Source organism: Bacillus sp. JJ864, assembly GCF_036963045.1.
Classification (GTDB): Bacteria; Bacillota; Bacilli; order Bacillales; family Bacillaceae_G; genus Bacillus_A; species Bacillus_A pseudomycoides_C.
This window is the reverse complement of the sequence record NZ_JBALLY010000038.1, coordinates 888-21,198: the sequence shown is the minus strand read 5'-3', so window position 1 is coordinate 21,198 and position 20,311 is coordinate 888. Positions and strand designations below refer to the sequence as shown.

Annotated in this window: 12 protein-coding genes and 2 pseudogenes; 12 read left to right on the top strand and 2 right to left on the bottom strand. The window is 36.5% G+C overall.

Annotation, left to right across the window (positions count from 1 at the left end; translation table 11 throughout):
• Positions 1-57 precede the first annotated feature (57 nt).
• From V7024_RS07370 to V7024_RS07345, 6 genes are all read left to right on the top strand, one after another.
• Positions 58-2,103, top strand: a complete 2,046-nt coding sequence (locus V7024_RS07370; RefSeq protein WP_335517727.1) for a glycoside hydrolase family 13 protein — start codon at positions 58-60, stop codon at positions 2,101-2,103.
• Between the two features lie 331 nt (positions 2,104-2,434).
• Positions 2,435-3,238 carry a carbonic anhydrase gene (locus V7024_RS07365; protein WP_335517724.1) on the top strand — a complete coding sequence of 268 codons (804 nt, stop codon included), beginning with the start codon at positions 2,435-2,437 and terminating at the stop codon, positions 3,236-3,238.
• Between the two features lie 194 nt (positions 3,239-3,432).
• The gene (locus tag V7024_RS07360) at positions 3,433-4,191 is read left to right on the top strand and encodes a hypothetical protein (protein WP_335517721.1); all 759 of its coding nucleotides are present in this window, start codon (positions 3,433-3,435) and stop codon (positions 4,189-4,191) included.
• 440 nt (positions 4,192-4,631) lie between these two features.
• On the top strand, positions 4,632-5,636 hold the full coding sequence (locus V7024_RS07355; protein WP_335517719.1) for a proline racemase family protein: 1,005 nt from the start codon (positions 4,632-4,634) through the stop codon (positions 5,634-5,636).
• Positions 5,637-5,684: 48 nt separating this feature from the next.
• Positions 5,685-6,662, top strand: a complete 978-nt coding sequence (locus V7024_RS07350) for an ornithine cyclodeaminase family protein (RefSeq protein WP_335517716.1) — start codon at positions 5,685-5,687, stop codon at positions 6,660-6,662.
• A 325-nt stretch (positions 6,663-6,987) separates the two neighbouring features.
• Complete coding sequence (locus V7024_RS07345; protein WP_335517713.1) at positions 6,988-8,181, top strand: TerD family protein; 1,194 nt, start codon at positions 6,988-6,990, stop codon at positions 8,179-8,181.
• A gap of 80 nt (positions 8,182-8,261) precedes the next feature.
• Here V7024_RS07345 and V7024_RS07340 read toward each other — a convergent pair whose 3' ends face one another.
• Complete coding sequence (locus tag V7024_RS07340) at positions 8,262-8,507, bottom strand: hypothetical protein (protein ID WP_335517710.1); 246 nt, start codon at positions 8,505-8,507, stop codon at positions 8,262-8,264.
• Between the two features lie 1,007 nt (positions 8,508-9,514).
• On the opposite strand from V7024_RS07340, the gene colA reads away from it, so the two are divergent.
• Both colA and V7024_RS07330 read left to right on the top strand, forming a co-directional pair.
• Positions 9,515-12,502, top strand: a complete 2,988-nt coding sequence (colA, locus tag V7024_RS07335; RefSeq protein WP_335517707.1) for a collagenase ColA — start codon at positions 9,515-9,517, stop codon at positions 12,500-12,502.
• A gap of 283 nt (positions 12,503-12,785) precedes the next feature.
• Positions 12,786-14,567, top strand: a complete 1,782-nt coding sequence (locus tag V7024_RS07330; RefSeq protein WP_335517704.1) for a M60 family metallopeptidase — start codon at positions 12,786-12,788, stop codon at positions 14,565-14,567.
• 90 nt (positions 14,568-14,657) lie between these two features.
• Here the strand turns inward: V7024_RS07330 and V7024_RS07325 are convergent, their stop codons facing one another.
• Positions 14,658-14,942, bottom strand: a complete 285-nt coding sequence (locus tag V7024_RS07325; RefSeq protein WP_335517701.1) for a hypothetical protein — start codon at positions 14,940-14,942, stop codon at positions 14,658-14,660.
• 728 nt (positions 14,943-15,670) lie between these two features.
• Between V7024_RS07325 and V7024_RS07320 the strand changes: the two genes are divergently transcribed.
• From V7024_RS07320 to V7024_RS07310, 4 genes and pseudogenes are all read left to right on the top strand, one after another.
• Complete coding sequence (locus V7024_RS07320; RefSeq protein ID WP_335517698.1) at positions 15,671-17,062, top strand: M60 family metallopeptidase; 1,392 nt, start codon at positions 15,671-15,673, stop codon at positions 17,060-17,062.
• 419 nt (positions 17,063-17,481) lie between these two features.
• Positions 17,482-18,105 (top strand): annotated as a pseudogene (locus V7024_RS24380) (amino acid permease); the annotation flags it as partial.
• Positions 18,088-18,837, top strand: a pseudogene (gene lhgO, locus V7024_RS24375) (L-2-hydroxyglutarate oxidase); the annotation flags it as partial. The pseudogenes V7024_RS24380 and lhgO, both read left to right, overlap by 18 nt.
• Positions 18,838-19,117: 280 nt before the next feature.
• Positions 19,118-20,311, top strand: a 1,194-nt coding sequence (locus V7024_RS07310; protein ID WP_335517695.1) for an RNA-guided endonuclease InsQ/TnpB family protein, incomplete at its 3' end; no start/stop codon positions are given.

Here is a 20,311-nt window from a genome sequence, read left to right as displayed (position 1 = left end):
GGTAAGTAGGATATATATAATAAAAATGAAAGCACTTACATTCATAGGAGGTTTGTGATGAGAAAAGTAAAGAAAGATAGAAAAGCACGCTCAATTATGCAAACGATTGCACTATCGACACTTGTTTTAGGAACGTCCTTGCTGTATACGCCAGATTCATCTTCGGCCTATGCTGCTGCTAATGATAATAATGTAGAGTGGAATGGTTTATTTCACGACCAAGGTCCTGTTTATGATAGCGTGCCAGAACCGACGTCTGCTCAAAGTGTGACGCTGAAATTCCGGACGTTTAAAGGAGATACTACTGGTGTCAATATAAAGTACTATGATACTGCTGACGGATCGTTCCGTGTCATTCCGATGTCGTGGGTTTCCGGCGATTCTACGGGAACGTTTGATTATTGGCAAGGAACAATCCCTGCTAGTTCTTCGCGAAAATATTATCGTTTCCAAATTACTGATGGGTCTTCTTCTGTTTGGTATAATGCAAACGGTCCTTCTACATCTGAACCATCATCCGGCGATTTTTATATTATCCCGAATTTTAAAACACCAGATTGGATGAAAAATGGTGTGATGTATCAGATTTTCCCTGACCGCTTTTATAATGGTGATTCCTCGAACGATGTGCAAACGAATGCATACACTTATGACGGTGCATCAACTGAGAAAAAAGCTTGGGGGAGCAGTGTCTATGCTGATCCTGGTCATACGAACAATCTTGTGTTCTTCGGCGGTGATTTGGCGGGAGTCAATCAGAAACTCGGCTACATTAAGCAAACGCTGGGAGCGAACATCATTTATTTAAATCCGATTTTTAAATCTCCTTCTAACCATAAGTATGATACACAGGATTATAGGACTGTAGATCCTGCCTTTGGAACAAACGAAACTTTGCAAACGCTATCATCGAATGTTCATAGCACAGCAAACGGGGAAAAAGGATATTTAGTATTAGATGGTGTCTTTAACCATACCGGAGACACTCATCCATGGTTTGATAAGTACAATCAATCTTCCTCTTTAGGAGCTTTTGAGTCCCAATCTAGCCAGTGGTCTAGTTATTATACTTTCCAGTCTTGGCCGAATACATATGCTAGCTTTTTAGGATTTAACAGTTTGCCTAAGCTAGATTATGGGGCGAGTGGTTCACCAGTGAGAAATCAAATCTATAACAATAGTGATTCCGTAGCAAAAACATATTTAAAAGCACCGTATAACATTGATGGCTGGCGATTAGATGCACCTCAATATACAGATGCTGGCGGTGCAGATGCTGGTGGAGGAAATGGTGGTAGTTTGGTGAATCACCAAATTTGGTCTGAATTCCGAAGTGCTGTGAAGTCTGTAAACGAGAATGCAGCAATATTTGGCGAATACTGGGGAAATGCAAATTCTTGGACAGGTCAAGGGAACCAATGGGATAGTACAACAAACTTTAATGGATTTACACAACCAGTGTCCCAGTGGATTACAGGAAAAGATTTCAGCAACAATGCAGCTTCCATATCTACTTCCGGGTTTGACAGCTGGTTAAAAGGGACACGCGCGAATTATCCGACAAACGTTCAGCAAGCGATGAGCAATCATTTATCAAATCACGATATTTCACGTTTTGGCGAACGTGCGGGCGGCGATATTTGGAAGACGTATTTAGCACTTATTTTCCAAATGACTTATGTTGGTACGCCAACAATTTATTACGGAGATGAATATGGCATGATGGGCGGTGCCGATCCTGACAACCGCCGTACGTTTGACTGGTCACAAGGGGCTACTTCCAATCGTGCGGTAGCTTTAACACAAAAGCTCATTAGTATTCGTGATCAATACCCAGCGTTAAGAACAGGATCGTTCATGACGCTGCAAACAGATGATACAAATAAAATCTATTCTTATGGCCGCTTCGATGCAACAAACAGAATCGCAGTCGCACTTAACAATGATTCTGTCGGCCATAGCGTAACTGTCCCTGTTTGGCAGCTTAGTATGCAAAATGGCAGTGTTGTGACAGATAAACTGACTGGTAAAACGTACACAGTACAGAATGGAACTGTTACTCTTACAGTCGATGGACATTACGGTGCGATTTTAGTGCAGTAAATTGTATAACTAACAGGAGCGCTCTGAAATTAGGGCGCTTTTATTTTTATCGAAAAATGTCGAATTTAGTATAAATTTGTTGTTTTGTTTTATCTTTAATGGTAAAATCATACTTACAAAGAGAGTAGACAGAAAACATCGTCTTTTCTGAATGTTTAGTTCCCGAATTAGTCTACTCTTTTTGATTTATTTTCCCTATGTTTTCCACTCATTCCTATCAAAATTAATTTCTTATTCCCTAAATGAATAGTTTCATTCTGTGTTGTTTAGCCTTTTACATCGTTACACAAAATCTAATATTCTATGACTTTAGGAGGTACAAAATATCCACATGAAACGTAGAAAAACCCTCTATATCGGATCTCTTGCATTAACAATGTCTGTAGCGTTAATTGGTTGTAATGCGGCGAAACAAGATCAACCAAAAAAAGACCAGTCTACGGAAAAAAATACACAGTGGTCGTATGAAGAAACTACTGGCCCAGAACATTGGGGAGAATTGAAGCCGGAATACAAGATGTGCCTAAATGGAAAAGAACAATCTCCGGTAGATATTAAAACGGATCAAGTGAAATCGTCGAACGATACTTCTAAGCCACTTGAACTGCATTATCAACCAACAGCATTTTCTGTTGAAAATAATGGTCACAGTATTGAAGGAAAGGCTAACGATTCTACTAACTATCTTACGCTTGGAGGGAATCGTTACACATTAAAACAGTTCCATTTCCATACACCGAGTGAACATCAATTTGATGAAAAAAATACAGATATGGAAGTGCATTTCGTTCATCAAAATGATAAAAAAGAACTAGCGGTAGTTGGTGTGATGATTAAAGAAGGACGAAAAAATGAAGCACTTGCAGCAATGTGGGACAATCTGCCGAAAACAAAAAATACAAAAGATGATATGCAGCGCACGATTGATGTCAAACAGCTTCTTCCTTACGATCAATCGTCAATTCGTTACATGGGTTCATTAACAACCCCTCCTTGTTCAGAAGGAGTACAATGGATTGTAATGAAGCAAGAAATAGAGATGTCAAAAGAACAAATTGAAAAGTTCCGTACATTATTCCCAACAAACAATCGACCTGTACAGCCGATCAATGAACGATCAACTTCGAAATCTTAAAGTTTTTTTGAAACAAGCAAAGGGTTCCTCGGTGAAATCGAGGAACCTTTTGCTATTTTTGTGTAAAATTCATATGGCGAAGAAGTGAATATATCAATATGCAATTTTGCATATATTCTCGAATCTATCTACATCCTTAAAACTAGATGCTAAGATGATACAGACATGTAGAAAAAAGAAGGAGGAATTCAGATATGTTTGTTAAAAGAAAACTACCTATACTTACGTTCTTATTATTCTTATTTAGTTTAATTGTAACTGTTTTTCCTACAAATTCTGCTTATGCAGCTGAGGACAATCGTATACTTGATATTTATGGAGATCCAGTCAAGACATCTAAAGATTATATAATGGTACATAAATTTATAGATGGTTACCTTATTAAAAATCGTGTAGCACCTGTAGGGCAGAATAGACTTGGATTAACTTATGAGAAGTATGCGGGTTGGCATTATGCAATTCAATATAAAAACAAATCTTATTATGGTACTGCTGAGACTCATAAGGATACAAAAGGGAATGAGTATTATGGTACACCTATCAATTTTGAGGCGCCAGATGGGGTTGAAAGTGATGGATATATAAGACATAATACGCCAGTTACCATGTCAATGTGGATTGGGGGAACTGCTGAGGCAGGAGGCATAAAAAAATATATAAATGCAGGGAATCGCGGCTGGATTTATTTTAGCGACCAATCAAAAAGCACGTTAACGGTTTATGAACAAAATGCAAAGGAAATATATTTAATAACAGGTAAAACTGATTATCTTAGAGATAAAATGGGTAGACCTTGTGATTGGTACAGTGCAGATCCACAAAATTCTGAATATGGAGTTGCAACATATTTTGAGCTAGTAACTTCAGAACAACCATTTTCAAATCAAGATAAAAAATGGGGAAGTTCTGAGAAGCCATTTATTTGTGGTTATGAATTAGTACCTTTACTATAAACGATATGCAACAAACAAAAAAGCGAAGAATAATAAATATTCCTCGCTTTTTTATAATGAAATTCTAGGTGGAAGCGATGCTATGTATGGAGTAGCATCGCTTTTGTTATTATAGCAAAGTAATTGGTTTATATTATATGTAATGTTGCATATATAGATTTTTATGTTTTTGTACTCATCTCTATTAAATATAATCTCATACTTTTTCATTTTCTTATACAAATTCGCCCGTGTATGGTTTCATTTCTATCACCTTTTTTATCGTTTTGTGTAAAAGAAAGTAGACACTGGCAAACAAATTTGTCGCAAAAAGGATACACTTTTTTTGAAAAAGTGTAAAAAAATTTTAACTGAATATGAATTGTATTGTGTGCTTTATGAGTTGGCACGGTATTTGCTAATAAAAAGTAAAGAGAATATAAATAACGGAGGGACAAGAAATGAATATTAGTAAAACGTACACAACAATTGACGCACATGTAGCGGGGGAACCGCTTCGTATTATTACAGGCGGAGTACCGCCAATCAAAGGGGAAACGCAATTAGAAAGACGAGCATATTGTAGGGAGCACCTAGATCATCTTCGCGAAGTTCTCATGTATGAACCGAGAGGACATCACGGTATGTATGGTTGTATCATCACGCCGCCGGCAAGTCCGCATGCTGATTTTGGAGTACTGTTTATGCATAATGAAGGCTGGAGTACAATGTGCGGCCACGGGATTGTTGCGGTAGTTACAGTAGGAATCGAAACGGGCATGTTCGAAGTGACAGGTGAAGAACAAAGATTTATTATTGATAGCCCAGCAGGAGAAGTGATCGCGTATGCAAAATATAATGGGAACCAAGTGGAATCCGTGTCATTTGAAAACGTTCCTTCTTTTGTTTACAAGAAAGATGTTCCTGTAAAAATTGATGGCCATGAATTTCAAGTAGACATCGCGTTTGGAGGAGCTTTCTATGCTGTTATCGATAGTAAAGAACTTGGTTTAAAAGTAAATTATAAAGATTTACCTGCTATTCAAACGTGGGGCGGGAAAATTAAACATTACATTGAAAGTCAAATGGAAGTAAAACATCCACTTGAAGGAGGTTTAAAAGGCATATACGGCGTTATCTTTTCCGACGAACCAAATGGGGAAGATGCAACGCTGCGCAATGTAACTATTTTTGCTGATGGCCAAGTAGACCGTTCTCCTTGCGGCACAGGTACGTCAGCTAGACTCGCAACTCTCTTTGAAAATGGGGTGCTACAAGAAGGCGGAAATTTCGTCCATGAATGCATTACTGACGGTCAATTTGGCGGAGAAGTATTGTCATTAACGAAAGTAGCTGAATATGACGCGGTAATCCCAAAAGTAACTGGTCAGGCATTTATTACAGGGTTCCATCAATTTTTAGTGGACCCAAGAGATCCGTTAAAACAAGGATTTTTATTAGTATAATGTTTGGAGAAGAGTTGTTTTCTTGGTTAAAGGAAAGGACGAGATAACATGTTAGTCATAAATGCAGCTGAACAAAAAAGTTTAGTAGATATGAATGAAGTAATTGAATGTGCAGCGATTGCTTTACAAGAGTTTTCGGCAGAAAGAACGATCACGCCGATTCGCTACTCGTTGCCGTTTGCGAATTTACAAAATACAGCATTAATGATGCCTTCCGTAGCGGAAGAACTAGGAGCACTTGGATTAAAAGTCGTAACGGTAGCACCGAATAATACGAAAATCGGAAAGAAAACAATTAACGGCGTTGTGATGCTCTCTGATTTTCAAACAGGGGAACCGCTCGCTCTTTTAGAAGGATCGTATTTAACGATGGTTCGAACAGGTGCTTTATCAGGTGTGGCAACGAAATACTTAGCTCGTGAAAATGCGAAAAACTTATGCATCATCGGCACAGGAGAACAAGCGAAAGGACTTCTTCAGGCTATGCTTACTGTGCGGGACATTGAAAACATTATGCTTTATAACCGGACAGAACAAAAAGCAACCGAATTTGCCGAGTATATTAAGGAGAATTTTAATAAACCTGTTAGCGTACACGAAGGTGCAAATGAAGCTGTATGTGAGGCCGATATTGTTGTCACAACAACCAACTCGTTAACACCAGTTTTTTCAGACACATTAAAACCCGGTGTTCACGTAAATGCTGTCGGTTCATTTAGACCAGTGATGCAAGAACTTCCTTCTCACGTCATTTCATCAGCTAACAAAGTAGTAGTCGAATCAAAAGAAGCAGCGCTAGAAGAAACAGGAGATCTGCAAGTTCCAGTGCAAGAAGGAGTTTTCAAGGAAAGCGACATTCACGCAGAACTTGGCCAAATCATAAGCGGAGAAAAAACAGGCCGGGAAAGCGATCAAGAAATTACCGTCTTTAAATCTGTCGGACTTGCTGTTGTGGATATTGTCGTAGCGAAGTATTTTTATGAGAAGGCGATTGCAAACGGCATCGGGACGAGGGTTGAGCTATAGCTTGACCAGCTAGCTTATGGAATATATTTGATGTGTCTGCCGAAATAAAAGAGGTTGTTCATAGAATTCGTTTTCTATGAACAGCCTCTTTTTGTGTGGCAAAATTTGTCGAATGGTCTTTATCCTGTGTCGAAGCGCCGATATATTCCAAAGAACGGTCGATATATTTGAAAAATTGCCGATATATTGGGAAAATCGTTCAATATCGTTTTATTGACTGATAAGGGGATTAATAATATATACATTTATACTCTGAAAATGGAAAAAAGAAAGGTATAATCAAATTATATAGAAAATACGAAGTTCGTAAGAGGGGAGAATTAGGATGGTACATACTTTAGTAAAAGGACAGAAAATAGATATTACAAAAACTCACCCTGAGATAAATAGATTGCTTGTAGGATTGAATTGGAATGCACCGATGAATATGGAAGTAGATGCATCGGCTTTTTTAGTAGGTGTTGATGGGAAAATTACAAAAGAAGAAGACTTCGTATTTTATGGGCAGCCTTATTCGAGCTGTCAAACAGTTAAATTGAATCAAAATAGTTCAAGTAGTATTAAACAGGAATTTTTCATTGATCTCGCACGTATTTCGAAGGAAGTCCAAAAAATTGTGTTTTCTATTACGATTCATAATGCAGAGGAAAAGAAGCAATTTTTTCAAGATGTGACTCATATTCAAATGAAAATAATAAATGAACAAACAAGAGCAGAAATTATAAACTTTCCTATTACATACTCTTTTACAAATGAAAGTGCCATTATTGTAGGAGATCTGTATCGACATGCAGGAGAGTGGAAGTTTAATCCGGTTGGAGCAGGCTATTTTGGAGGATTAGCCGCGTTGTGTGAAAATTTCGGGATAGAGGTTGCAGAACAAAAAGCAGCACCTAAGCCTGTAGCGCCAATAAACAAACCGGTTCAGGCTCCTAATCAGATTACTAAGATTGAACTAAAGAAGAAACAATCTGTAAATATACAAAAATCTAAGATGGTTACAGCTACTCTTGAATGGAAAACAAATAATGACCTAGACTTATATTGTTTCTACGTAACTAAAACTGGAGAAGTAGGGAAGGTATATTATAGAAATTTAGGCTCTTCTAAAGTGTCGCCTTATATTGAACTTGATGGAGATTCACAAGAACCAGGTAAAGAAACAATCCGTATTTATCGCCCAGAAACTTTAAAGTATATTTTATTTGCTGCGTATAGTGCGGTTAGTAATGGAGTAGGTAGTTTCTATTCTATGAAAGCGAAAGCAGTTGTAGATAACCATATGGGAAATGTCGTCACAGCACCTTTGCTTGAATGGAATGATCATGCTTACTGGGTATGCATCGCGCATATTGATTTTACAAATTCATCCGAAATGAAAATTTCTCATGTCGAAAGTTACTCTCGAGATCATTCGGAAGCTTCGCCGCTGTTGTATGAGGATGGAAGATTCCGTATGGATGTTGGACCAGTTGAATTTAAGTATGAAGAAGACTATAAAAAATATTTTAAATCATAGAGAGAATCTAGCAGATAGTAATCAATAATAGATTGATAAGAAAAACTCCAACTTGGTAAAAAAGTTGGAGTTTTTTACTTTTAGACATGTTCATCAGCCTGATCCTGTAAATTTGCCAATATCATGTGGTTTTCTTGGTTGTCATACTCAAATTGTTCAAAGTCTTCACCAAATTCTCGTTTTATGAAATTGATAAACTCTCTAATGTTTTCTCCTATTTCTTGATTACGGCGAAATTCCATCATAATCGCTTCGCATTTAATGTGGTCAGATTTGCTGATGCCAAAAGAATCTTTTTCATCGTATAAGATGTATGTATATAACACAAACACAGGTCCATCATTTAACCTGCCTTGTGAAAAAATAATAATGTGTAGTAAAAATGTTTAAAAGTGTTAAAGATGCAGAGTAAAAATTAGGGCGTATGATGCTGCTGAGCATGTGGTAATCTCTTTAGAAACAGTATTGTTAAACTCCAGATACTTATTATATATAATACAAAAATATGCAATTTTACATATTTTTGTATTATACGATGGGGTGTAGAATGCTATTTCATTATTTTACAAATACTTTTAATTTGATTATTCGAAATGTTTAATTTGCATAAAACCATTTTAACTTTTCAACATATAAGTCGCTGCTATGCAGAACAAAACATGACATGCACTTGCCTTCTTTTTTTATTTTCACTCTTGCACGTGGTAGAGAGGCGTGATCAGATGCTCTTGTCCACATAAAAAGAAGGGGTTTTCAGGGCGTTTTTTTCAATTTGTATTTATACAAAAACAGTTTATTTTCAGTCAGTTTATAATGAGTTTGTTTGATGGAATAAAACTATATCACGATACTTTTTGTTATGGTTTTTTTAGGTTTAACTTAGTGTAGCTATGCCAGATTAGATGTTTACACTCAAAATACGTAATGTTTTAATATAAGTAATAGCCATATATATCCATTTTAGTTTTTCGACATACCTACTATGCAGAATACAACATGACGTGCACTCGTTTTCTTCTTTTGCTTTAAACATTGCATGTGATAGACCGTTTCTATGTGCGGCCAGATGTTCTCGTTCCTCTAAAAAAAGGTTTTTATGTCGGTTTTTAACTTGTATATATAGGTGTAATTTTACATGTGTGAAATAAGAGAGGAGGAATAATAAATTAAAGAAGTAGCCATAGCAAGAGAGGTGTTTATCGCGGGCGTTGTGCCACTGATTTTACTAGTAGCACCTCAGGATTTCATTGTCTAGTAAGGGGAAATAAAGGGAAGTACTGTCATTGGGAGTTGGAATTTTCTTTAGATCCAAAAGTATAGGAAGGGGAAAAATATGACTAAATACTCGAAAGTTTGTAAACTGATGATTGGCGCTGGAATTGTTACTATGTCATGGAATGGACTACAACTTCAAGTGGAGGCAAAAGAGGAAAATACGAAAAGTGTATCACAAATGGAACCGATAGGGGTCAAGAAATCGATTGATGCGTTAGCACATTCTTCGAAAGTACAAGAAAATAAATCATTTACAAAGCGATTAAAGTTAGCAGATTTATCACAGCGCCCACAAATGGTGAAAGAAAATGTCAAACAATTCGCTGAAGAAAAAAAATATTCAATGGCTGAGTTGAATCAATTGAGCAACAAAGAACTAGTTGATCTTCTCGTTACAATTAAATGGAATCAAATTCCGGAATTATTTCAGTTTAATAGTGATAGTCTTGCGTTCTATCAAAATAATGATCGAATTCAGGCAATCATTGATAAGTTAACAGAGCAAGGTCAAACGTATACGCAAGATGATTCAAAAGGAATTGAGACATTAGTAGAAGTTTTACGGGCAGGGTTTTATTTAGGTTTTTACCATGATGAATTAAGTAAGCTAAGGGAGCGCAGTTATCATGATAAATGCTTACCTGCTTTAAAAGCGATTGCGAAAAACCCGAACTTTAAGCTCGGTACATCAGAACAAGATAAAGTTGTTTCATCATATGCAATGTTAATTGGAGGGGCATCAGCTGATGTTGAACTCATTCAATATGCAGGTGGAATTCTCAAGCAATATAACGATAATATTGCAACGTTCATTGGAGAGTATACAAAAGGAACTGCTGCATATAATTTGATGAGAGAAATTGATTATGAAGTTCAAGCCTATATGAACATTGCAAGAAAAGAACCAAAAGATACAATATGGTACGGGAAAATCGATAATTTTGTAAATGAAATAAATCGTTGTGCATTGCTAGGCACAGTAACAGAGCAAAACGGATGGTTAATTAATAATGGGATTTACTATGCAGGCCGATTTGGTAAGTTTCATAGTACACAGACAAAAGGACAAGAAGTTGTAACAGAAGCGATGCGGATGTATCCGTATTTAGGTCAGCAATACTTTGTTGCGGCAGAACAGATTACGACAAGTTACAGCGGTAAGGATGCGAATGGGAAAACAATCGACCTAGATCAAATTCGGGAAGATGGCAAGCAAACATATTTACCAAAAACGTATACATTTGATGACGGTGCAATTGTTTTTAAAACCGGAGATCAAGTGAGCGAAGACAAAATTAAACGTTTATATTGGGCAGCAAGAGAAGTGAGATCACAGTTTTATCGTACGGTTGGCAGTGATAAACCGCTCGAAAGTGGACATGCTGATGATGTGTTAACGATGGTGATTTACAACAGTCCAGATGAGTACCAATTTAATCGTCAATTGTATGGCTATGAAACGAATAATGGTGGTATTTATATTGAAGGAAAAGGAACATTTTTTACATATGAACGTACACCAGAGCAAAGTATTTTTAGTTTAGAAGAACTATTCCGTCATGAATTTACGCACTACTTGCAAGGAAGATACGAAGTTCCTGGATTATGGGGACAAGGAGATATGTATCAAAATGAACGTTTAACATGGTTTGAAGAAGGAAACGCGGAGTTCTTTGCAGGCTCAACGCGATTAGATAGTGTTGTCCCTCGAAAAAGTATGATTGGCGGGTTATCATATGATCTGGTGAAGCGATATACAGCAGATCAAACATTAAATGCGAAGTATGGAACGTGGGATTTTTATAACTATTCGTTTGCACTGCAATCTTATATGTATAATAACCGCCCTGATATGTTCGATAAAGTGCATGATTTAATTCGTGCAAATGACATTTCAGGTTATGATGCATACCGCGCTTCATTAAGTAAAGATAGTAAGCTAAATGAAGAATATCAAGCGTATATGCAGAAGCTGATTGATAATCGTGATACGTACACAATTCCGCAAGTGTCAGATGATTATGTAGCAGAACATAAACAGAAAACGCTTTCGGAAGTTACGACAGATATTACAAATGAAGCAAGGCTAAGAAATGTACAAGTAACAAATAATAAATCACAATTCTTCAATACATTTACACTGCAAGGAACATATACAGGAAGTGCGTCAAAAGGAGAGCATGAAGACTGGAAAATGATGAATCAATCAACAAATGAGATGTTGAAACATCTTTCAGAAAAAGAGTGGAGTGGATATAAAACATTAACAGCGTATTTCGTGAATTACCGTGTCAATGCATCTGGCCAATTTGAATATGATGTTGTGTTTCACGGAATTAATACTGAAAGTGACAGTAATGCAGAAAAAGAGTCGAACGATTCATTTGAAACAGCAAATCCACTCGCTTTAAACACGTTATTACGAAGTGGTCTAGATGATCAAAATCAAGTAGATCGATTTGTAATTGATGTAAAAGACCCAAAAGATTTAGAAATTATCGTGACAAATGAACAAAATATAGGACTGAATTGGGTGCTGTATCACGAGTCAGACTTAAATAACTACGCTGCATATGCAACAAAACATGAAGGAAATCAATTGATTGGCAATTATAATGCAAAACCAGGGAAATATTATTTGAGTGTATATAAAACTGGAAGCGAAGCAGGGAACTATACAGTAGCAGTAAATAGTAAAAATGATAATAGTGTAGAAAAAGAGCCGAATAATTCATTTGAAACGGCAAATCCACTTTCTCTAAACACGTTATTACGAGGCAGTTTAAATGATCAAGATCAAATGGATCAGTTTGTAATAGATGTAAAGGACCCGAAAGATTTACAAATTACGGTTACGAATGAGCAAAACATCGGGCTTAATTGGATATTATATCACGAATCAGACTTGAATAACTACGTTACGTATGCAACAAAACGTGAAGGAAATCAATTGATTGGCAATTATAATGTAAAGCCGGGAAAATATTATTTAAGTGTATATAAAACGGGAAACGGAACGGGGAATTATGCGGTGGAAGTGAAATAATTGAAAGTAGCGGTTATGATAGAAAAATGAATTCTTGGCACACTCTCATACAGGGCGGTGAGGTCGAAGAATCCACTGTATTTGTTTTTGGACAGACTTCCTGTTATTGGAATGTCTGTCCTTTTTTAAAGCGTTGGTTTCTTTACAGTAAAAATACATCTGGCAAAATGTTAAATATATATTGTAATTAAATAAAAATTCGTATAATTTATATATAGTAATTTAACATAATATATGTTTTACGAGAACGTTAGAACGAATTTAAATGAAAGGATTGATTGATATGAATGAAAGAAAGAATCGTAGATTACAAAAACCAATGAAAGTATTGATGACATCTGCTATTTTGACAACGGCATTATTTACCCCTATGACTGTCAATAGTTTGAACATTTATGCTGAAACTACGCAAACCAAGGCGCAATATGAACAGAGGGAGTTTGATCTTCCAGCTACAGGGAGTTTTTGGGAAGAAGCGAAAAGAGAGAGAAGAAGTGAACAAAAAAACTATGCGCCAACAGGAATTTATGTAAAACCGAATGAAGAAGTTACCATTGAAGTATCGGGAACGAAAAAGATTAGAGCGATTATTGGGACACATCAATATGATAAAGAATGGGGAAAAGAAATCGATCTTTCTCCTGGTATTAACAAAATTTCCTCTTCAAACGGTGGTTTATTAGGATTTGATAATTATCAAGATACAGGAACAGTTAAGGTGAAAGTAACACAAGGCGGGAGTCCTGTTCCATTTTTTGAACTAGGAAAGCATACGAAAGAAGACTGGATTGCGATGATGGCTAAGTATCCAGATGCACATGCGGTACAATTGAAGTCAGAAAAAGCAGTACTTACTGTTACGCAGGATAGTGCCAAGAAATATATTGTAGATCAAGATCCTGTTCCTTTATTAAAAAAATATGATGAAATGATTCGAGCGCAAGATAAAATATCTGGTTTATCTGAAACAGACGCTAATCCGTTACATCGCTCAACTCAGCGCATTTGGGCTTTTGTAGAAAACCCTAACAAATCAGATTGGGGCATGTATGCAAGCTTGGATGGAGCAACATTTACTACTGCTGGCGACGCAATCGAAAGTGTTTTAGATGTAAATAAATTTGGATGGGGACAACTGCATGAAGCGGGACATGCAAGACAACAATACCCATGGATATGGAATGACCTTAGAGGAATGACTGAAGTCACTGTTAATCTATATTCTTTAGCTGCACAAAAGCAATTATTCCCGAATCAACCAACACGTTTAGAAAAAGAGGGGGATTACGATAGAGCTTTTGCATACTTAAAACAAACAGATAAAGAGTATAAAAATATTGATGATTTGTTTGTAAAACTTGTTATGCTTTGGCAGCTTCATTTAGCATATGGGGAAGATTTTTATCCGAATCTTCACAAATTATATAGGGAGTTACCAGAGGATCAACTTCCAAAAACAGATGAAGAGAAAATACAAGCGTTTATATACAATACATCGAAAGTCGCGAAACAAAATTTACTTCCATTCTTTGATCAGTGGGGATTGAAAGCATCGGAAGAAACGCGACAAAAAGTAGAGGCTTTGAATAACCCAACATTAGTTGCCCCTATATGGGAAGCGACTGATTCTAACCCTGTGAAACCACTGGCTGTATTGTCGAAAAAAACAATGAAAGCAAGTGCAAGTAGTGAGGAATCATGGCGTGATCCAGCTAGTAATGCAATCGATGGCAATCCCGATACAATTTGGCATAGCAAATGGAGCATAAAGAATCAATATCCATACAGCTTAACACTAGATCTTGGTGATACGCGAACAATTACGCAAGTAGCATGTCTTCCAAGGCAAGATGGGAACGAAAATGGCCGTATTTTAAACTATAATATTTATACGAGTGTAGATGACATTAACTATGAAAAAGTATCATCTGGAACATGGAAAAATAATAGGGATAAGAAAACCGCAACATTTGACCCTGTTTCTGCAAAATATGTAAAAATAGAAGTAACGAATGGAAAAAATGGATATGCTTCAGCAGCTGAAGTAGATATTTTGGGATATTAATCGGTTACACATATAAATGAGCACGTTATCGCAGGGCAGGTTTTCGAATGAGTTAAGAAGCTGCTTTGTGATAACGTGTCTTTTTACTTTTCAGACATGCTCATCAGCCTGATCCAGCAAATTTGCTAATATCATGCTGTTTTCTTGATCAGCATCGTACTGCACAATGTCGTCATACTCAAACAGTTCGAAGTCTTCACCAAATTCTCGTTCCATGAAGCCAATAAATTCTTTAATATTTTCTCCGATTTCTTGATTGCGACGAAACTCCATCATAATTGCTCGAAAGCGGTGGGGCGGAACTTCGCATTTTATGTGATATGATTTGCTGATGCCAAAAGAATCTTTTGCATCGTATAAGATGTATGTATACAACGGGGAGTCATCTCCTTCTTATATGATGTGTATATTGTTCCATAGTTGAATAAAGTTCATCCATCAGATAACCTTTCTTGTGAAAAAATAATGATGATGTTGAGCATGTGGTATTAAATCCCCTGTGTTTATGATCCGCTATACAAATATGCAATTTTGCATATTTGTATAATGAAGTAATATTCTACATAATATCATTTCATTATTTTACAAACACTTTTAAATGGATCGTTCAAAAGTTTTTTATTTAGATGAATTCATATATGACATATATTTATATTTAACTTTGTATTTAGATAAATACAGTTTATTTGATAGAAAAACTATATTGAGATACTTTTTATTATGACTTTTCAGATTTAGCAATATATAAACTGTGTTTAGCTTAGTGTCGCTATGCTAGATTAGATGTTTACACTCAAAATACATAAATGTTTTAATATAATTAACAACCATATATATCCATTTTTGATTTTGGACATACCTACTATGTAGAATACAACATGACATGCACTTTTCTATGGCAGGAAGGGCCCTGAACGTTTGTATGCGATACCAGATGTTCGCCTGGTATAATTTTTATGGACAGGAATAAGTAAATTTTAGAAGTAGCCATAATTAAGTGGAATATATATATTATTAATATGATAAAACGATATATAAGGGCGGTCAGGGATCAGTGGTTTGTATGACCAGGGTAATGGGTTGAAATGAAAGGATTGATTAACATGAACAAAAGAAAGAATCGTAGTTTACAAAAACCAATGAAAGTATTGATGACATCTGCTGTTTTGACAACGACATTATTTACATCTATCGGTGTAAATAGTTTGGACGTTCATGCTGAAACGGCGCAAACTGCAGCGCAATATGAAGCGAAGACGTTTGAACTTCCAAGTACAGGACATTATATGGGTGAAGCAGCAAGAGAAAGAAGAAGTGAGCAACGAAACTATGTGCCAACAGGAATCTATGTAAAACCGAATGAACAAGTCACAATTGAAGTATCGGGACTATCAGGATTAGACAAGCTTGGGGCAACTATTGGAACAAATGAATATGATAAAGAAGGTGGAAAAGTATTTCGTCTTTCTCCGGGTTCTAACACCATCTCCTCTCCAAACGGTGGTTTATTAGGGTTTGATAACTGTGAAGGAAAAGGAACAGTTAAGGTGAAAGTAACACAAGGCGGGAGCCCTGTTCCATTTTTTGAATTAGGGAAACATACGAAGGAAGACTGGGTTGCGATGATGGATAAATATCCAGATGCACATGCTGTACAATTAAAATCAAAACGAGCGGTACTAACTGTTACTCGTGATAGTGCGAAGAAATATATTGTGGATCAAGATCCTGTTCCTTTATTAAAAAAATATGATGACATGATTCTAGTACAAGATAGATTCTCAGGGCTATCTGAAACAAGTTCTAATCCGTTACATCGTTCAACTCGCCGTCTTTGGGCTTTTGTAGAAAATCCTAATAATCCACCGGGCATGTATATGTATGCAGGTCATGATGGAGTCGTATTTACTACTGCTTATGACGCAATTAAAAGTGCTTTGAATGTAAATGAATTTGGATGGGGACAAATGCATGAAGCAGGGCATACAAGACAACAATACCCTTGGACGTGGGATGGAGTAGTTGAAGTCAATGTTAATATATACTCTTTAGCTGCACAAAAACAATTATTCCCAGGTCAACCAACGCGTTTAGAAAAAGAAGGAGATTATGACAGAGCCTTTCAATACTTAAAACAAACAAATAAAGAATATGAAAAGATTGATGACCCGTTTGTGAAAGTTGTTATGTTTTGGCAACTTCATTTAGCATATGGGGATGATTTTTATCCAAATCTTCACAAACTATATCGAGAGTTACCAAAGGATAAACTTCCAGCAACGAATGAAGATAAAATACAAGCCTTTATTTACAATACATCGAAAGTAGCGAAACAAAATGTACTTCCATTTTTTGATCAATGGGGACTAAAAGCATCACAAGAAACAAGAAAAAAAGTAGAAGCGTTAAATTATCCAACAGTAACTGCCCCGATATGGGAAGCGACGGATGCGAAACCTGTTAAGCCAACAGCCGCGTACGGTCCAAGAAAATAGTTAGTAGGAGGCTATCCTTTAGGGACAGCCTCTTTTTTTGTGACGAAATTTGTCGAAAGATCTTTATCCCGTGTCGAAGCGCCGATATATTCCGCAAAAGCGGTCGATATATTGGTGAAAGTGGTCGATATCGTTTTATTGGTTGATATGGGGAGTTGGCTTTTTGAGAGTGTAAATAGACTGAATGCAAAATAAAGGTTGAATATTCAGTATATTTGTATTATTATTAATGTATTATCGGATGACAGTGATTAGCCTCCCTGCAAGCCCGAATATTGCTCTGTTTAATTTAATAGTGAATAATTGGCTTCTTTCCACTTGAACTTCCTTAGCAGGAAGACGAGCCATCGGGATAGAGACAGTAAAATTCAGTGTAATTCTTTACATTGTTTTTCTGGCTCTTTTTATTTTTTCTATAAATGGGGTTTTTGGAAAGCGTTATCAATACTTATAAGTTGGTGATCTTTTTGGCTAAAGAAAAAAATGAATTGCAAAAAGACTTGAAAACCAGGCATATAACAATGATTTCAATTGGTGGGGTCATCGGGGCGGGATTATTTGTAGGGAGCGGGACGATTATTCAATCAACGGGACCGGCAGCGATTTTGTCCTATATTATCGGGGCTTTAATGGTTGTACTTGTGATGCGGATGTTAGGGGAGATGGCTGCGGTTAATCCTGACAGCGGCTCTTTTGCAACGTATGCTCATAAGGCGATTGGGCCGTGGGCGGGGTATACAATCGGTTGGTTATATTGGTTTAACTGGGTCATTATTATCGCAATTGAAGCGGTATTGTTAGGGGCGATGGTCAATAGTTGGTTCCCTTCTATACCAGCGTGGATTACTAGTCTTTTCATGATTATTTTGATGACGATTACGAATATTTATTCTGTAAAGCTATATGGAGAGTTTGAGTATTGGTTAGCGTTTATTAAGGTCGCGGCGATTCTTGTCTTTTTAGGGCTAGGAATTGCGATGATTTTTGGACTTGTCCCTGGTGTGGACAGGCCGAATTTTTCGACGATCGCTGAAAACGGCGGAGAAGTGCACTTAGGAACAAAAGCAGAACAAATCTTTGAAAAAAAGGACGTTGTCACAATCGAAACAAACCAAGGCGTATTCGTAACAAAATTTCTTATTAACTGCGCCGGCCTACACAGCGATCGAATCGCCAAAAAAGCAGGAATATTAACAGATATGAAAATCGTCCCGTTCCGCGGCGAATATTACGAACTCATCCCAGAACGACGCCATCTCGTAAAACACTTAATCTACCCAGTCCCAAATCCGGACTTTCCGTTCTTAGGTGTGCATTTCACAAGAATGATAAACGGAGACGTACACGCAGGGCCCAACGCCGTCCTAAGCTTCAAACGAGAAGGCTACACAAAAAAAGACTTTGACCTAAAAGACTTTATGGAAACCATGACCTACACCGGCTTCTGGAAAATGGCCATGCCAAACATGAAAGAGGGAATGAAAGAAATGATCCGCTCATTCAGCAAACAATCATTTCTCAAAAGCTTACAGCGCCTAATCCCAGAACTCACAGAAAAAGACATCGTTCCAACTCATGCGGGGGTAAGGGCACAGGCCATTCTCTCTAACGGAAACATGGTCGATGACTTCTGCATCATTCCAGGCATTAACTCTATGCATATTTGCAATGCCCCGTCCCCGGCTGCAACAGCTAGTTTGAAAATTGGTGAAGCAATTGCGGAGAAGGTTCCGGATAGAGTGAGTCCTGCGGGATTATTAGCAGGCTATCCTTGATGGATGGCCTTTTTTGTGCGTCGAAATTTGTCAAAGCATCTTTATTTTGTGTTGAATCGCCGATACATTCTGAAAATAGACGATATATTGGTGGAAGTGGTCGATATTGCTGTGCATTTTAAACTCCATAAAGCGTCTATCATATCTTTCGAGAGGACTCCCACCTCTAAACATATGTGAAGGTGGTGAGGTGAATCGAAAAAATATTTTATGTTCAAGTAAAATAATAGAAACGTATGTTCTTGTTTTGGTATAATATCCTTAACAAGGAGGTGAAAAAATGACAACAGAAAATCAAATGAATTATAAAACTCTTCAGATTTGGATTAAAAAAGGACATCGTATGTATTCTTATTTTCAAGAATCTTGCCAAAACGCTAAAAATATGTACAATACGACAAACTTTTATATACGACAAGTGTATACAGGTTTGAAACAAGATAAGGAATTACAACCTTTACAAAAAGAAGTTTTGGATACAATTGATAAAAACATTGGGAAGATAAATGATACACAACTTCTTACCTATCAAAAGAAATTGGAAAAAGAGAAAACAAAACCAAAAGAAAAACAAAAAGAAGTGAAATGTAATTTGTTTTCAGAACCAACTACAGAAAAACCTTATGTAGATTATAATTTTCTGGATGCATTATTTAAAGCGATGATTCAGAAGGATTATCGTGCTTTACCTACGCAATCTAGTCAATCCATCATGAAAAATGTATTCCAGAATTGGAAGTCTTTTTTTGCTAGTTTAAAAAATTATAAAAAGAATCCTAACAAATATACTGGAAAACCTAGAATTCCAAAGTATATTCGTTCTTCTGAAAAGGAGATCTTGTATACAAATCAAGATTGTGTCATTAAAAATGATAAGTTTTTAAAGTTTCCAAAGACGAAATTACAATTAAACATTGGGAAATTAGGGTTTACTGAAGGTAAACTCAAGCAAGTTCGTGTTATCCCAAAATACAATAGATATGTGGTGGAGTTAGTGATAGATGTTCCTTCAGAACAACAATCAGTTGAAGAGAATGGTCGTTATATGAGTATTGATTTAGGGATTGATAACCTTGCAACCATCGTAACAAACACAGGTATGAAGCCTGTACTTGTTAAGGGCAAACATATCAAAAGCATAAATCAATATTACAATAAAATGAAGAGCTATTTTACAAGTGTTCTAAGGCAAGATAAACAAATAAATGAAGGACCTTTTACTTCTAAAAGAATAGAAAAACTTCATCAAAAGCGTTACCTGAAAATAAAAGACATCTTCCATAAAGCGAGTCATCATATTGTAAAACTAGCTCAAGAAGAGGAAGTTTGCAAAATCGTTATTGGTCAAAACAAAAGTTGGAAACAAGAAACTGATATGGGAAAGAAAAATAACCAAACATTTTACCATATCCCGCATAGTTTATTGATTCAAATGATTACATACAAAGCAAATATGGTAGGCATTCAAGTTGTT

Coding starts and splice junctions, on each gene's coding strand:
- V7024_RS07370 (WP_335517727.1), top strand. CDS start 58: ATGAGAAAAGTAAAGAAAGATAGAAAAGCACGCTCAATTATGCAAACG.
- V7024_RS07365 (WP_335517724.1), top strand. CDS start 2,435: ATGAAACGTAGAAAAACCCTCTATATCGGATCTCTTGCATTAACAATG.
- V7024_RS07360 (WP_335517721.1), top strand. CDS start 3,433: ATGTTTGTTAAAAGAAAACTACCTATACTTACGTTCTTATTATTCTTA.
- V7024_RS07355 (WP_335517719.1), top strand. CDS start 4,632: ATGAATATTAGTAAAACGTACACAACAATTGACGCACATGTAGCGGGG.
- V7024_RS07350 (WP_335517716.1), top strand. CDS start 5,685: ATGTTAGTCATAAATGCAGCTGAACAAAAAAGTTTAGTAGATATGAAT.
- V7024_RS07345 (WP_335517713.1), top strand. CDS start 6,988: ATGGTACATACTTTAGTAAAAGGACAGAAAATAGATATTACAAAAACT.
- colA (WP_335517707.1), top strand. CDS start 9,515: ATGACTAAATACTCGAAAGTTTGTAAACTGATGATTGGCGCTGGAATT.
- V7024_RS07330 (WP_335517704.1), top strand. CDS start 12,786: ATGAATGAAAGAAAGAATCGTAGATTACAAAAACCAATGAAAGTATTG.
- V7024_RS07320 (WP_335517698.1), top strand. CDS start 15,671: ATGAACAAAAGAAAGAATCGTAGTTTACAAAAACCAATGAAAGTATTG.